This window comes from Streptomyces xantholiticus (assembly GCF_014651015.1).
GTDB lineage: Bacteria > Actinomycetota > Actinomycetes > Streptomycetales > Streptomycetaceae > Streptomyces > Streptomyces xantholiticus.
Map to the genome: position 1 here is coordinate 15,971 of NZ_BMWB01000044.1, position 13,754 is coordinate 29,724.

Annotated in this window: 15 protein-coding genes, 2 tRNA genes, 2 pseudogenes and 1 riboswitch; of the genes and pseudogenes, 9 read left to right on the plus strand and 10 right to left on the minus strand. The window is 70.0% G+C overall.

The features are described from left to right. The first annotated feature begins 12 nt into the window (after positions 1-12). Positions 13-1,389: a PrsW family intramembrane metalloprotease gene (locus IE198_RS33985; protein WP_189893784.1), complete on the plus strand. Its 1,377-nt coding sequence runs from the start codon at positions 13-15 to the stop codon at positions 1,387-1,389. A gap of 159 nt (positions 1,390-1,548) precedes the next feature. Here IE198_RS33985 and IE198_RS33990 read toward each other — a convergent pair whose 3' ends face one another. The 3 genes from IE198_RS33990 to IE198_RS34000 all read right to left on the minus strand — a co-directional run bounded on the left by IE198_RS33990 (position 1,549) and on the right by IE198_RS34000 (position 4,466). Next, complete coding sequence (locus IE198_RS33990; RefSeq protein ID WP_189893786.1) at positions 1,549-2,592, minus strand: M23 family metallopeptidase; 1,044 nt, start codon at positions 2,590-2,592, stop codon at positions 1,549-1,551. A gap of 10 nt (positions 2,593-2,602) precedes the next feature. Then, a riboswitch (cyclic di-AMP (ydaO/yuaA leader) is annotated at positions 2,603-2,758 on the minus strand. A 286-nt stretch (positions 2,759-3,044) separates the two neighbouring features. Further along, positions 3,045-4,214: a PP2C family protein-serine/threonine phosphatase gene (locus IE198_RS33995; RefSeq protein WP_229834819.1), complete on the minus strand. Its 1,170-nt coding sequence runs from the start codon at positions 4,212-4,214 to the stop codon at positions 3,045-3,047. A 178-nt stretch (positions 4,215-4,392) separates the two neighbouring features. Then, positions 4,393-4,466, minus strand: a tRNA-Met gene (locus IE198_RS34000). 141 nt (positions 4,467-4,607) lie between these two features. On the opposite strand from IE198_RS34000, the gene sigJ reads away from it, so the two are divergent. Next, positions 4,608-5,486, plus strand: a complete 879-nt coding sequence (sigJ, locus tag IE198_RS34005; RefSeq protein WP_189893789.1) for an RNA polymerase sigma factor SigJ — start codon at positions 4,608-4,610, stop codon at positions 5,484-5,486. A gap of 97 nt (positions 5,487-5,583) precedes the next feature. Further along, positions 5,584-6,264, plus strand: a complete 681-nt coding sequence (locus tag IE198_RS34010; RefSeq protein ID WP_189893791.1) for a class I SAM-dependent DNA methyltransferase — start codon at positions 5,584-5,586, stop codon at positions 6,262-6,264. Positions 6,265-6,379: 115 nt separating this feature from the next. Here the strand turns inward: IE198_RS34010 and IE198_RS35985 are convergent. The 5 genes and pseudogenes from IE198_RS35985 to IE198_RS34030 all read right to left on the minus strand — a co-directional run. After that, positions 6,380-6,475 (minus strand): annotated as a pseudogene (locus tag IE198_RS35985) (transcriptional regulator); the annotation flags it as partial. Positions 6,476-6,601: 126 nt separating this feature from the next. Beyond that, a complete protein-coding gene (locus IE198_RS34015; protein WP_189893793.1) occupies positions 6,602-6,805 on the minus strand; it encodes a hypothetical protein in 204 nt (67 codons plus the stop codon). A gap of 85 nt (positions 6,806-6,890) precedes the next feature. After that, positions 6,891-7,103 carry a holin gene (locus IE198_RS34020; protein WP_189893795.1) on the minus strand — a complete coding sequence of 71 codons (213 nt, stop codon included), beginning with the start codon at positions 7,101-7,103 and terminating at the stop codon, positions 6,891-6,893. Between the two features lie 12 nt (positions 7,104-7,115). Next, entirely contained in the window at positions 7,116-8,030 is a 915-nt protein-coding gene (locus tag IE198_RS34025) for an N-acetylmuramoyl-L-alanine amidase (protein WP_189893797.1), read from the minus strand. A gap of 60 nt (positions 8,031-8,090) precedes the next feature. Then, on the minus strand, positions 8,091-8,375 hold the full coding sequence (locus IE198_RS34030; protein ID WP_189893799.1) for a hypothetical protein: 285 nt from the start codon (positions 8,373-8,375) through the stop codon (positions 8,091-8,093). 32 nt (positions 8,376-8,407) lie between these two features. Here IE198_RS34030 and IE198_RS34035 point away from each other — a divergent pair, with 32 nt between their 5' ends. From IE198_RS34035 to IE198_RS34055, 5 genes are all read left to right on the plus strand, one after another. Continuing rightward, positions 8,408-8,740, plus strand: coding sequence for a site-specific integrase (locus tag IE198_RS34035; protein ID WP_229834821.1), 333 nt, complete (start codon positions 8,408-8,410; stop codon positions 8,738-8,740). A gap of 505 nt (positions 8,741-9,245) precedes the next feature. Then, positions 9,246-10,475 (plus strand): helix-turn-helix domain-containing protein, encoded by a 1,230-nt coding sequence (locus IE198_RS34040; RefSeq protein ID WP_189893801.1) that lies wholly within the window; start codon positions 9,246-9,248, stop codon positions 10,473-10,475. Between the two features lie 179 nt (positions 10,476-10,654). Continuing rightward, positions 10,655-10,972, plus strand: coding sequence for a hypothetical protein (locus tag IE198_RS34045; RefSeq protein WP_229834823.1), 318 nt, complete (start codon positions 10,655-10,657; stop codon positions 10,970-10,972). A gap of 278 nt (positions 10,973-11,250) precedes the next feature. Next, positions 11,251-11,712: a glycine-rich domain-containing protein gene (locus tag IE198_RS34050; RefSeq protein WP_189893806.1), complete on the plus strand. Its 462-nt coding sequence runs from the start codon at positions 11,251-11,253 to the stop codon at positions 11,710-11,712. An 84-nt stretch (positions 11,713-11,796) separates the two neighbouring features. Beyond that, positions 11,797-12,600, plus strand: a complete 804-nt coding sequence (locus IE198_RS34055) for a phosphotransferase (RefSeq protein ID WP_189893808.1) — start codon at positions 11,797-11,799, stop codon at positions 12,598-12,600. A gap of 56 nt (positions 12,601-12,656) precedes the next feature. Here the strand turns inward: IE198_RS34055 and IE198_RS34060 are convergent, their stop codons facing one another. Beyond that, the gene (locus IE198_RS34060; RefSeq protein WP_189893810.1) at positions 12,657-12,863 is read right to left on the minus strand and encodes a hypothetical protein; all 207 of its coding nucleotides are present in this window, start codon (positions 12,861-12,863) and stop codon (positions 12,657-12,659) included. A gap of 80 nt (positions 12,864-12,943) precedes the next feature. Between IE198_RS34060 and IE198_RS36870 the strand changes: the two are divergent. Then, positions 12,944-13,249 (plus strand): annotated as a pseudogene (locus tag IE198_RS36870) (tyrosine-type recombinase/integrase); the annotation flags it as partial. A gap of 230 nt (positions 13,250-13,479) precedes the next feature. On the opposite strand, the gene IE198_RS34070 reads toward IE198_RS36870, so the two are convergent. Continuing rightward, positions 13,480-13,555: transfer RNA gene (locus IE198_RS34070), tRNA-Lys, on the minus strand. Positions 13,556-13,754: the final 199 nt, after the last annotated feature.

Here is a 13,754-nt window from a genome sequence, read left to right on the forward strand (position 1 = left end):
TAGGGTCGACGGATGTCCGACTCGTCCGCGCAGCAGCCACCGCGGCACCGTCCGCCGAGCGCCGCGGTGCCGCCGCACCCGGTGCTGCCGGCGTGCGAGCAGGAGCATGTGGACGCGCTGCTCACCGAAGTGCCCGAACCCGCGCGCCGACGCTACCGGCCCCTCGCGGGCTCGAAGTTCTGGCGCAGCAAGGCGGTTCGTGCCGGTGTGGTGATCACGCTGCTCGCCCTGTGCGGCCTGGTGATCCTGGTGCTCGTGAGGGAACAGACCGGAACCCGCGGGTTCCTGGTCGGCCTCGCTCTGGCGACGCTGCCTGTCCCGCTGCTGCTGGCCGCGTTCCGCTGGCTGGACCGGGTCGAGCCGGGCCCCTGGCGGAATCTGCTGTTCGCCTTCGCATGGGGTGCCTGCGCCGCCGCTCTGATCGCGATCATCGCGAACACGTTCGCTACCCGCTGGATAGCGACGGCGACCGCCGATCCGGCGTCCGCGGACACTATTGGGGCGACGGTCATAGCGCCCGTCGTCGAGGAGAGCGCGAAGGCCGCCGCGATTCTGCTGATCTTCGTCTTCCGCAGACGGGACTTCACCGGGATCGTGGACGGCGTGGTGGTCGCCGGCTTCACCGCCACGGGCTTCGCCTTCACGGAGAACATCCTCTATCTGGGCAGCGCTTTCGGCGAGGACCAGGCGATCGGCACCTCCGGCTTCGCCTCGGTGACCGCCGCGACGTTCTTCGTACGTGTCGTGATGTCACCGTTCGCCCACCCGCTCTTCACGGTGCTGACGGGGATCGGGTTCGGTGTCGCGGCGCTCGGCGCGCGCCGCCACCGGCGGTTGCGGAGCATCGCGCTGCCGCTGCTGGGCCTGGCGCTCGCGATGGGCATGCACGCCCTGTGGAACGGTTCGGCGTCGATGCTCGGCCCATGGGGCTTCTACGTCGTGTACGGGGCGTTCATGGTGCCGGTCTTCGGACTGCTCACCTGGCTGACGATATGGACCCGACAGCGCGAGTTGCGCACGATATCCGACGAGCTGCCCGCCTATGCCGCGGCGGGCTGGATGTCGGCGGCCGAGCCCCGCGCGCTGTCGTCGATGCGGGCCCGCACGGTGGCACGCGACTTCGCTCGGCGCATGTACGGTCCGGCGGCCGGGCACGCGGTGTCGGAGTACGAGGCGTTCGCGACGTCGCTGGCCTTCCTGCGCCGCCGGGCCCACCGGGGCGCGGCGGGGCCGGACTTCGTGGAGCGCGAGCAGGAGCTGCTGCACCATCTGTGGCAGCGAAGGCAGGTGGCGGGCCCGTCCCTGGCGTACGCGGCTCAGGCGACGAGCCGGCTGCCGGTGCAGCCGCCGTACCGCGACTACGGCGGCTACAACCCGTACCGCTACTGATCCCGCCCCACCCCCGCAGACCACCCGACGGACCCGCGGCGGGTGTTCCGACAGCCGTGGCGTCGGGGGGGGTGGGCGCCAGGGCTGTCGGAGACATGGGAATGCCCGGCACGGGATGAACGCATGGGAGAGCATGCGCAGCCCCGTACCGGGCAGGGTTCAGATCGTGAGGCCTTTGTCGCGCAGCCAGGCCATCGGATCGATGCCGGAGCCGCCCGCGGTGTGCACCTCGAGGTGCAGGTGCGGGCCGGTGACGTTGCCGGTGGCGCCGACGCGACCGATCGTCTCGCCGGTGGTGACCTGCTGGCCCGCGCTCGCCGTCATCGACGACAGGTGGGCGTACAGAACCTCGGTGCCGTCCTCCAGCTCGAGGACGATGCGGTAGCCGTAGGAGCCGGACCAGCCGGCGGACTTCACCGTGCCGCCGTGCACGGCCTTGACCGGGGTGCCGGTCGGGGCGGCGAAGTCCAGGCCGGTGTGCTGACCGGAGGACCACATCGAGCCGGACTCGCCGAACGTGGAGGTGATCGTGTACGAGGAGGTGGGCAGGGCGAAACTCTTCGCGAGTTCGGCGAGACGCTCGGCCTCCGCCTTGGCCCTGGCGGCCTCTTCCGCCAGGCGCTTCTCCTCCGCGGCCTTGGCCTCGGCCTCGCTCTGCTGCTTCGTCGCCGCGGCCGCGGCCTGCTCGGCGGCGAGCTTCTCCGCAGCGGCCCTGGCCTCGGCGTCCGCCGCTGCCTGCTGCTGCTCGGCCTGCTGGAGGATGCGGGCGCGCAGCGCCTCGCCCGCGCCCGTCGCCTGCGCGGAGCTCTCGCCGCTGTCGGCGACGGGGGTCGTGGCGGTGAGCGGTGCGGTGCTCACGTCCGCCGCGGTGTCGGAGTCGTCCGAGACCAACGAAGCGACGCCCGGGATGGACTCGGCGTCGGGAAGATTGTCCGTGATGGCGTCGGGCAGGGAGATGGAGACCGCCGGCTTGTCCTGCGCGGTGGCTATGCCACCCGCGCCGACCGCGGCGATCACGCCGACGCCGAGCACTGTGGAACTGCGGGCGAGTCCGCCGCGCTGCTTGATGACACGGTGCCGACCACGCACCGGGCGGATGGACTCCTCTGTGGGATTCCATTCCTCCCAGGTCCGCTCGGGTGCGTCGTCACCGAAACGTTCGGACGCGAAGCGGGCCTCGGGGGCAGGCATGTTGGACGCCACGAAGGCGTTCTCCTTCCTTCCTTCTCGCCTACCGGGTTAGCTGACGGGTTCGGAGCAGGAAGGTCTCCTACGGGCGCCTCGACCGCGGACTGAGCGGCAAGAGGTGCCCGATTCACCCCAATTGGTGGTTCCCCGGTTCCCTTGCGGGATTCGGCGCGTGCGCACGGTGCCGCCACTTACGACGGCTGGGACGACCGCGCTGCGTTATCGAACGTTAATAGACGGCGGGGCGGGATTCCAAGCTGTTCCGAGTGATCATTAACGTTTCCGGCGGGGACTTACCTGGACAGAAGCGTCCGGACCCGGGCGACTTGATCAAACGTCCGGCCCGGACCATTTTCTGACGTTGCATCAAATGTTATGCGGAGGGGTGCGCCTCGACTACGGACCGTACAGGCCGTCGGCCCGTCCCGCCCCTCGATGCGGCGCCGCGGCCGCCCCGCGGACCGACGTCATCCGCTTCTGCTCTCGGCCCCCGGCTCCGGCGGGACCACCGGCACCGTCCTGCGCCGCTCCGGCTGGCCCCGTGTCGGGCGGCCGACGGCCAGCAGCGCCATGTCGTCGTTCGACCCGCCGCCGGTGTACCGGCGTACGTCGTCGACGAGCGCGTCCAGCAAGTCCCCCGGCCCCGGGAAGAGCCGCCCGCCGAGCCGTTCGACCGGGTCGTAGAAGACGCCGCGGGCGTCGCGCGCCTCCGTCACCCCGTCCGTGTAGAGCAGCAGCGTCGCACCGTCGGGCAGCGGATACTCCTCCGCCCGGTCCGGCCAATCCCCCAGATCGGCCATCCCGAGCGGCAGCGCCGCCTGCTGCGGCTCGAGCACATCCAGCCCACCGTCGGCGTGCAGCACCAGCGGCTCCGGATGCCCCCGGTTCACCAGCCGCACCAGCGGCCGGCCGCGGGGGATCTCGCCCAACACGGCGGTGGTGAACCCCTCCACGGCGTCCAGGCCCTCCCGCCGGGTGCCCTCACGCTTGAGGGCACGCTCGAGCCGTCGCCCCACGCCCTCCAGCGAGCGCTCCTGCTCCGCGGCCTCGCGGAACGCGCCGATCAGGACCGCCACGGTCCCCACCGCCCCCAGCCCCTTGCCCCGGACGTCACCGACCATGAGGCGCACACCGAACGGGGTGTCCTGCACCGCGAACAGGTCACCGCCGATGAACGCGCCCTCCTGCGCCGCCTCGTACCGGGCGGCGATGTGCAGACCGCCGATCCGCTCTGCCGGCGCGGGCAGGACTGCCCGCTGCGCGGTCTCGGCGATCACCCGGGCCGAGGCGAGACGCTGACCGCTGCGCCACACGACCCTGTTGATGAGCAGCGCGAGGGCGGCAACGGTGATCACTGTGCTCGTCTCGGTGAAGGCCGTGATCTGCGCGAAGGTCAGGTTGATCACATGGAGGCCGGTGACCCCCAGGATCGCCGCGATCCCCGTCAGCAGGGTCATCACGAACGAGACGACGGGAGCGGCGATGAGCGGGGCCGCCGCGAAGAGAGGCACCGCGGTGAAACGGGGCGGAGTCAGCAGGTCGAAGATCACCCCGCCGACGATCATCGCGGCGGGCAGTGTGCGCACGAACCACGGGGCCCGCCGGGCGCCGCCCTGATCTCGCCACTCCTGTCCCAAAGGTGGTCTCCTGCCGGGTCCACTGACGGCCGCGGACGACTGCCGCGCCCTCCTCAGGCTGAGCGCCGACACTCCGCGCTGCGACTTCCCGTCGTCCAACCGGGCGAACGCCGGGGCCGGAAAAGCCACCGGCCCGGTGGTCGATCTCCTCGATCGACCACCGGGCCGGTGTCATCAGTAGCGGGGACAGGATTTGAACCTGCGACCTCTGGGTTATGAGCCCAGCGAGCTACCGAGCTGCTCCACCCCGCGTCGGTGAACACAACCTTACGCCATCCAGAGCAAGATCCACTCCAATTTCCCGGCGCGGCCGTCTCGAGCCGGTCACATCGGCCCGCTCCCGTTCGTCGGAACCAGGAAAGAAGCCGTGCACGACGAGGGGACACAACGACGATGGACGAGAACGACTTCCTGGCCGAGCGCTTCGAGACGCACCGCAGGCAGCTGCGGGCGGTCGCGTACCGGATGCTCGGCTCGCTGAGCGAGGCGGACGACGCCGTCCAGGAGGCGTGGCTCCGCCTGAGCCGTACCGACTCCGAGCGCGTCGAGAACCTGGGCGGCTGGCTGACGACGGTGGTGGGCCGGGTCTGTCTGGACATGCTGCGCTCCCGCAGGTCCCGGCGCGAGGAGCCGATGGCCGTGCACCTGCCGGAGCCGATCGTGAGCGGCGCCGGCACCGTCGACCCGGAGCACCAGGCGCTGCTCGCCGACTCGGTGGGTCTCGCGCTCCTCGTCGTACTGGAGACGCTGGCGCCCGCGGAGCGGCTCGCGTTCGTGCTGCACGACATGTTCGCGGTGCCCTTCGACGAGATCGCGCCCATCGTCGGGCGCACGCCGACGGCCACCCGGCAGCTGGCCAGCCGCGCCCGCCGCCGGGTCCAGGGCTCGGCCACGGTGCCGGACGCCGATCTCGAGCGCCAGCGCGAGGTCGTCGACGCCTTCCTCACCGCATCGCGCGGCGGCGACTTCGAGGCCCTCGTCGCTGTCCTCGACCCCGACGTGGTCGTCCGTTCCGACGGCGGTGCGCTGCGTCCGGGTTCGGTCGTACGGGGCGCAGCGGCCGTCGCCGCCCAGGCGATCACCTACGCGCGGTTCGCGGAGGTGGCCCGGCCGGCCCTGGTCAACGGGGCCGCCGGGGTCGTCGAGGTGGCGGGCGGGCGGACCCTGGCGGTCCTGGCCTTCACGGTCACGGACGGAAGGATCGTGGAGATCAACATCCTCACCGACCCGGAACGGCTGGACCGCCTGGATCTGACCGTCCTCGGCGCATGAAGCCCCACGGCCTTTTCGGCCTTACCCATACACCTGACACCAGGAGCCGGCGACGCGAAGATAGGGGCCCTCAGGGTGAGCGACGAAAGGTAGGTCCGTGACCACAGGGAACGGAGGCGCCGACTACGAGTGCCTGCGCAGCGAGCGCAGGGAACAGGCAGAGGCCTTCGACGCCATCGGGGACCGCTACGACGAGGCCTTCCCCCACAAGGAGGGACAGCTTTCCGCCGGTGAGTGGCTGATCCGCTCCCTGCCTGCCGGCTCGCGGGTGCTGGATCTGGGCTGCGGTACGGGCGAGCCGACCGCGCGCCGGCTGACCGATGCCGGGCTCGAGGTCGTGGGCGTCGACTTGTCGAGCGGGATGGTGAAACTCGCCCGGGAGAAGGTCCCCGAAGCGACGTTCCACCAGCTGGATCTCGCCGACCTCCGCCCCGGCGGCCCCACCGACCTCGGCCGCTTCGACGCGGTCGCGGCCTTCTTCTCCCTGCTCATGCTCCCGCGTGCCGAGATTCCGGTGGCGCTGCGGACCGTCCACCATCTGCTGGTCCCCGAGGGCTTGTTCGCGCTCTCGATGGTGGAGGCCGACGTCGACAACCGCGCGATCCCGTTCCTCGGAAACACCATCCGGGTGTCCGGCTACCTCCGCGAAGAGCTGCACAACATCGTCGAGGCGGGGGGCTTCGAGATCCTCGAGGAGTCCTCCTACAACTACGCCCCCGCGGTCAGCGACGTGCCGCCGGAGGAACAGGTGTTCCTCTGCTGCCGACGACGCGGTTGAGCCACCGGTCCGAACCGGGCCCCTCACGCCAATAGGCCGGACGCTGCCAGTACCCGTGAACGCCCGCGCCTTCTCCGCCTGCATGGCAGGAAGGGGCGCCTTCGTGCGTCCGGGGTCAGGCCAGGGCTTCGATGGCTTTCACGATCAACGCCCGAGCCTGGGCGCCGTACACAGCCATGGACCGCAGCTCCTCGAACGCCTTCAGGTACAAGGGGCGGACGGGGCCGTGCGGGCGTTCGCCGCGCCGGCCGGCAGAGCGCCGAACACGGCGAGTGCGTTGCCGCGCCAAGGCCGGTTCGGCTCCAATGACTTGTGCCGTCTCATGCAGTCGCCCCCGTCACGGTAGTCGCCAGGTACGGGAGCAGGGCGACGACCACGGTGATGACGACGCCGACCATCCATCGCCGGGTGGCGGTGGATGGTCGGCGTCCTTCTCCCGTTGCGTCTCCAGTGCGGTGACCCGTTCGGTCAGGGTCGTCTTCTCGATGGTGTAGACGTCCATCGGGACGACCGTGTCGAGGCGCTGGTTGGGGCCCTGCATGTCCTCGCGCCAGTCTCGCGCAGCGACTGGATGAGCCGCGAGAGCTCACCGTTCGTCGGCTCATCCATCACAGGGGTGGCTCCGTTCAGACGCGCGGGGTGTGCTTGGTCTTCCACCCGGCGGCGAACGTGATCGCGGCCGGGATCAGCGCGAGCGCGAACGGCTCGGCCGACTCCGGCAGCGGGGCGACCAGGCCCGCGTCGCCCCGGACAGCGGTGAGGATGGCCAGGAGCCCGGTGCTACCGAGCCAGGCGCCCAGCGCGGCCCACGTGACCTTCTTCTCTACAGGTGCAGCCATGACGGTGTCCTTTCAGTCGCGAACGTCGAAGCCGTACCGCTGGCCGAGCTTGGCCAGGGACGTTTTGCCGGGGATGCCGTCGGCATCGCGGCCGCGGTAGCCGAGGCGGCGCTGCCAGTCGGCGTAGGCGGCGATCGTGGCGGTGCCGTAGTGGCCGTCGGACTGGCCTTGGGCGAGGAGGCCGGCATCGACGAGCGCCGTCTCGACCGTTCGCGCGCCGCTGTATGAGACGGGGGTGCCCTTCTTCGCCGGGTCGCGGCGGGCGGCGGCGACCAGCTGCGAGAGGTCGACGACCGGCTTCTTCGGCGGAGGGAGTGGTGCGGCGGGCTTCGTCGCCCCGCCGATCCGGTCGCCGATCCGCGCGCGCATCCAGTCCATGCCGAAACCACGCGGGTCGACCTTGCCCGGCTGCCACTCGGCATGCCCGAGCACGCTGCGCTGCGTCCAGCCGTGCGCCCTGCAGATGGCGGCCGCCGCCTTCTCGATCGCCTCGAGCTGCGCCGCCGGCCACGGGTCCTTGCCGTCGCCGAGGTTGATGCACTCGAAGCCGTAGAAGGCGCGGTTCCCGTCGGTGTTGGCTTCGTTGTCCGCCGGCAGGGTGCGCTCGTCGATGATGGCGCGCAGCACGTCGTCGTCCCCGAGCCCGGCATGGTTCGCCCTGCCGTCGCCGACCAGGTAGACCGTGCCGTCCTTCGCGATCACGCCGTGGCACAGGGGGCCGGGCAGCGTGGAGTGCCCGTTGTAGCAGAGCTCTACGGACGATTGGGTGCCCTCGGTGACCGTGTGGTGGATCATCACGCCGTTCACTGGTCCCCACGCGCCCTTGGCGTTGCGGTTGTGCGTCCGCCACGAACGGTGCTCGACGACGCGCAGGCCCTCGTTACGAAGCGCACTGAGCAGCTTGTCCGCGGATAGTGGTGTGGCCATCGGGTCTCCAGATGTGAAGAAGGCCCCTGGCGGGGCCGGCGTTGCGGGCGGACGGCCGTGTCAGGACGCGGACTCGTAGGTGCCGAAGACGGACAGCGTGTCGTTGGCGGCCCGTGATGCGAGCGGGGCGCCGGCGTCCTGGTCCCAGAACGCGGCGGACACGTTGTTGTCGTCGCGGAAGCCCTGGCAGATGCCGCCGCTGCTGGTGCTGATCGCGGCGGCTCCGCCGAACATGTTGCCGCCGCTCTCGCCAGCGAGTACGCGAATGCATCCGCGGTGGTTCAGCTTCCACGAGGTGGACGACGGGGCGGCGGGCAGAGTGAAAGCCCAGTTGGCGTTCGCCACTGCCGGTGGTGGTGCTGCCCCAGGTGAGGTGGATGCGGAAGTGCACCGTGCAGTCGTTCCGCCGGATCGTTGCCGAGGCGGACCTGCCGCCGATCAACTTGCGTGACCTACGTCACGGGGCGGCCGCGCTCATCAAGGCGGCGGGCGGCGATCTTCACGACGCGAAGGTGAAGCTGCGGCACTCGACGATCACTCTCACGTCGGACACCTACATGACCCTCTTCAAGGAGGCCGAGGAGCAGTTGACCGAGCGCGCGGCGGCCGTCGTCCCGCGGGCTCGGAAGGCGCCCGATGACACCTCCGCTCACGAAGGGGCCCGAAAACGAGGTCAGCCCCCGGCCGGAACGTCTCTGACCTGGGCCTGAGTGGTAGGCCGTGTGGGACTCGAACCCACAACCAACGGATTAAAAGTTCGAATTCAGACCTGCCGCTCGGTGATGCCGAGTGATCACCTCTCTGTCGTTTTGGCTGGTCACAGCGGGCGCGCACCCCCGCCCGCGTTGATCTCTGCTGCCCCTGATTTGGGCGTCCGTTCCCACTGTGTTCCCAACGTGAGCCCAGCGCGGACGCTCCCCCAGCAGGACCAACGCGACGCCGCCGAGGTGGAGCAACACCGCGGCGGCGCCTTGAGCCGAGCCCCCTCGCATCAAGGAGTCCGAACCCGTGACCGCCCCGATCGGCGACCTTCTCCCGGCTGTTCTCAAAGCTTTCGACATACCGCGCCCCGCAACCATGGGTGACGCTGAGCGGCACGGCAGCACCAGCCATCGGTACCGTTCTGGTGGGTGAGCCTGAACGGATGGATGGAGCTGTGATGCCCTGCCGAACGTATGAGCACAGCAGGCCCGCGACCGTGCGGGGGGTGCGCTGATGTTGGAGGAAGCCGAGGAGATCGGCCGCCGCGCACGCCGAGCCCGTCTCCGGCTGGGCATGCCTCAGGCCGACCTCGCCACCGCGCTGGGCAAGACTCAGGGCTGGGTGTCGAAGATGGAACGCGGTCTCATCGAGATTGACCGCGTCGGTCTGCTCAACCTGCTCGCCGCCGAACTGCACGTTCACCCCAACGACCTGATCGGGCGCCCGTACACCAGCAGCCCGGCCGAGAATCAATGGCAGGTCGCCGCCGCTTCGATCCTGCGCGAGCTGCGCCGCTATGACCTCACTCCAGTCTTCGAGGGCACTCCTCGCCCTTCTCACGAGCTGTGGCGAGAGCTGACCCGCCTGCACCGCCTGCGCGACACAGCAGCCAATGTCGCGATCCTCCGTGTCCTGCCCGACCTGCTGCGCGAGGCCCGCGCTCTGGCAGAGGTCGCAACCGGTCACGAGCGTGAGGAGGCGTACGCGATTTACGCCGTCGCCTGCAAGTTCGCCCACACCGCAGCGCACGCTCTCGGACACCCCGAACTCGTCGCCATGGCCGCCGAGCGCGCCGCCTGGTCCGGTCGGCTGTCCGGTGACCCCGTGATGCCCGCGCTCGCCGACTGGATGCGCGTGTGGGACATGTGGGCCACAGCCGATTGGGCCGACGCGCTCTCCCTGTCCGACAAGGCCCTCGCCGGCATCCAAGACGACTACGACCGCGGCGAACCGCTCTCGCTGCGCATGTGGGGCTCGCTCCAACTCCGCGCCGCTGTCTCAGCTGCGCGCGGCAATCGGACCTCGGAAGCCGAGGACCGCATCGGGTATGCGCGCGACGCCGCCAGCCGGATGACCGACTACCAGGGCCCACCGGTCTATGACCGTCACTCGGTGACCTTCTCCCCCGGCAACGTGCAGATTCACGCGATCAGCGTCGCTCTGGAGATGGGCGACCAGACCAAGGCCCTGGCCATAAACCGCCGCACGAGTCCCGAGGTGGTCGCCGGCCTGCCCAACTCGCGCCAAGGGCACCACCACATGGACCTCGCCCGGGCTTGGCTGTGGGACGGCGACCGCGGTCGCGCCCTCGTCGAACTGGAGACGGCTGAGCGGATCGCCCCCCAGCTCGTACGCAATCACCCCATCGCCCGATCCACGCTGCGGAGCATCGTCTACGCCGAGCGCGCCGTGACGCGCGAGAAGCTGCGGCGCATGTCCGACCGCTTCCACCTGGACGGATGAGGGTCGCATTCCTCCGATTCATATTCGGCCCCTGACGCGCTCCTAGCTTCAAGGGCATGACAGGACGAGCAACCCCTCACCTCCCGTCCCGGGGTGCCGAGTTAGGCACAGCAGCCCCTTTCTACCCGCGGCTCGGCGACCTCGCCCGCGACACCGCCCGTGGCGGGCGGATCGGGGTCGTGGTCGCCCTGCCCGGCACCGGCGCGGCGACCTACCACCTGCGTCCGCCTGGCGGCGGCGACGAGTGGTCCGCGCCGGCTGACGCCACGACCCTGCGGCCAGTCCCAGCACAGGTCACCCACGTCACTCCCGCAAAACTCGATGTGGTCTACGACCACCGCGCCCAGCAGGGCGCCATGCCCCTCGTCGTGCACTGCGAAGACGGCGGAACGAGTGAGGCACTGCTCGTCCTCACCCTCGGCGAACTGGAGCTCTACTCCTACCAGGTCGGGCGCATCATCGAACTGCGCGAGAAGGCTCGCGAGGGCACAACGTGAGCACCCGGCACGCCGATCAACGCGCTACATCAAGCGACCCTCTCGGACTGTTCCTGAGCTGGTTATGGGCCCTTGGCACGGCCGCCGGCCCTGTCTGTGTGGCCGCCGCTGCCGACAGCGACCTCGGCGACCAGAGGGCCGCCGGGCCCACGCTCACCACCCCCGACGCCGGTTCTGCGGCGGTCTGGAACTCCCCGCCTGTCCGGATGACCGGACACGCCCCAGGCGGGGGGAACACCACCCACATCCGACGCACCGCGATCAAGGAGGCAAGGACCGTGACCGTATTACAGGAACGTCCCGCGACCGACGCACGGACGCTGATCACCCCGGAGCTGCGGGCAACCCTCGCAGCCAACATGCGCGCCAAGTTCACCGACATGACCGAGGACCAGGCCCACCGCGGCATCGGGCAGATGCTCGCCTTCCTCGTCGCCGGCGCGCACAGTCCCACGCCGCTCAGCCCGTCCCCCCTCGTGGATGACTTCTGGCGCGCCTTCCTGCTGCACACCAAGGCGTATCAGGAGTTCTGTGAGGGCACGCTCGGGAAGTTCGTCCACCATCAGCCCGGGTTCCTCGACAAGGAGGAGCACGGCGGCGGCAAGGCCTTGCGCGCTCGTACGGTGGACGCCATCCTCTCGGCCGGGTTCGTGGCCGACATGGAGTTCTGGCCCGAGCTGGACATCGCCGACTGCTCGCAGTGCCACGCCAACTGCCACAACAGCCCCAAGCACGCCTGACAGTTCCCTGCGCCGGTCCCCGACTTGTGCCACGCTGTGGCCGAGCCGGGGGCCGGCTTCCGTTCTGCACGAGGAGAGACGCGGGTGGATCGCACCGCATGGCATGAGCTCCCGCCCGCAGCCCGACAAGCCGTAGAGCGTCACAGCGGGCCCGTTGAGCAGGCGGAGACCGCAGGCAACGGCGTGATGTCCCGCCTCGCCTGCACCCTGCACACTGCCTCGGGGCGCGTGTTCGTCAAGGGCACCCGCCTCGATGACAACGCAGCATGGATGTACGACTACGAAGCTCGGGTTACGAAATGCGCGCCGCGCGCGCCGCGCCTGCTCTGGCAGGTAGAGGCGGGTGGTTGGCTGCTCACCGGGTACGAGTTCATCCACGGACATCACCCGAACCTCGCCCCCGGCTCGGCCGATCTCGCCCCGCTCGTCGACACGCTCAGCGCTATGTCGGCCGCCCCATGGCCCGAGGCAGTCCGCAAGAAGCCGCTACCGGTGCGGTGGGCCGGTTTCTTTCCCGCCGACCGCCCGCACGACATTGAAGGCGGGGCACTCGTCCACACGGACGTGTCCCCGTTGAACATGCTCGCCACCGTCGACGGAATCCGGCTGTTGGATTGGGCAATGGCCTGCCCGGGGCCGGCTTGGGCCGATACCGCGTTCTCAATCGTGCGGCTCGTCCATGCCGGACACACGCCCGAGCAAGCCGAGGAGATCGCCCGCCAGGTACCGGCATACCGCGCAGCGGCTCCCGCTGCCGTCACCACGTTCGCCGACACTGTGTGCGCCGTCTGGGAGAGCCGGGAAAAGTCAGACCCGCTCCCGCACCGTGCCCCGTTGATCGCTGCCGCGGGCGCATGGGCAACTCACCGCACGCTCACCATGGCATAAGTACGGCCCCGCCACTGGGCGGGGCCGTACGAGTCTTAGCGTTGGTCGATGCGGCGTCATGCCTCGGGGGCGGGGCCTGCGAGCCGGTCGTACAAGGCTTCGAGCGCGTCCCCTGCGCGCTGCGCGGCGTCATGCAGGGCGAACAGGACGCGCCGGACGATCGCCGACGGGTGCCCGCCGTTCGCGCGCACCTGCGCGTCGAGATCGCGCACCAGAGCGCGCAGGACCTCACTCGCGACGGTCGGCCGGGATGACGACCGCACCGTCGGCTCGTACAAGTCTGCGGGCGCCTTCCGGTCCCTGATTCCACGAGGGCACCGTCGGGGCGCTGCTGTCGCACAAGCTGCGCCAGGACGAGGAGCGCCGCGAGTGGGGCAATGGGTACACCGACCACGGCCTCGTGTTCGCCCGCGAGGACGGCGCCCCGCTGCGCCCGGACGACGTGACCAAGCTGTTCTGCGCCCTGGTCGACGAGGTGCGATTCGAGGACGACGCACACCTGCCGGACACCGAGCGGCAGAAGCTGCGCCGCTTACGGCTACACGACCTGCGCCACGGGCAGGCATCGCTCATGCTCGCGGCCGGCGTCGAGATGGCCATCGTGTCGAAGCGGCTCGGCCACTCGACGATCACGATCACGTCCGACACGTACTCGCACCTGCTCGGCGGAGTCGGACGGGACGCGGCCGAGAAAGCCGCCTCGCTCATCCCTCGTCGCCGCAAGGAGCAGACGCAGCCCGGACCCAGCGAGAACGGATCTCCGGACCAGCGTTCCCAATCCGTTCCCAGCCAGGCCCCCGAGGCCCCGTACGCGCTCGCTCCGGAAACGACAGAACCCCCGTTGACGCAGGTCAACGAGGGTTCCGACCCCGAGGGGTCTGGTAGGCCGTGTGGGACTCGAACCCACAACCAACGGATTAAAAGTCCGCTGCTCTGCCAATTGAGCTAACGGCCCTCGACACAACACCCCTGAGCATAGCGGGAGAGATCCCCGGAGCCGATCGGGTATCCGATCCCGGCCGCGTCCCCGGTGCCCCGCCGTGGTGCGGCGGGGCACCGGGGAGGTACCGGTACTCCTCCTGTCAGCTCACGTAGTAGCCGGCGACGTCGGCGATCAGGTTCACCGAGCCGGCGTTGTTGTAGAAGCTGACCTT

Coding starts and splice junctions, on each gene's coding strand:
- IE198_RS34025 (WP_189893797.1), bottom strand. CDS start 8,030: ATGGCCACACCACTATCCGCGGACAAGCTGCTCAGTGCGCTTCGTAAC.
- IE198_RS34020 (WP_189893795.1), bottom strand. CDS start 7,103: ATGGCTGCACCTGTAGAGAAGAAGGTCACGTGGGCCGCGCTGGGCGCC.
- IE198_RS34040 (WP_189893801.1), top strand. CDS start 9,246: ATGTTGGAGGAAGCCGAGGAGATCGGCCGCCGCGCACGCCGAGCCCGT.
- IE198_RS34035 (WP_229834821.1), top strand. CDS start 8,408: ATGCGGAAGTGCACCGTGCAGTCGTTCCGCCGGATCGTTGCCGAGGCG.
- sigJ (WP_189893789.1), top strand. CDS start 4,608: ATGGACGAGAACGACTTCCTGGCCGAGCGCTTCGAGACGCACCGCAGG.
- IE198_RS34015 (WP_189893793.1), bottom strand. CDS start 6,805: ATGCAGGGCCCCAACCAGCGCCTCGACACGGTCGTCCCGATGGACGTC.
- IE198_RS33985 (WP_189893784.1), top strand. CDS start 13: ATGTCCGACTCGTCCGCGCAGCAGCCACCGCGGCACCGTCCGCCGAGC.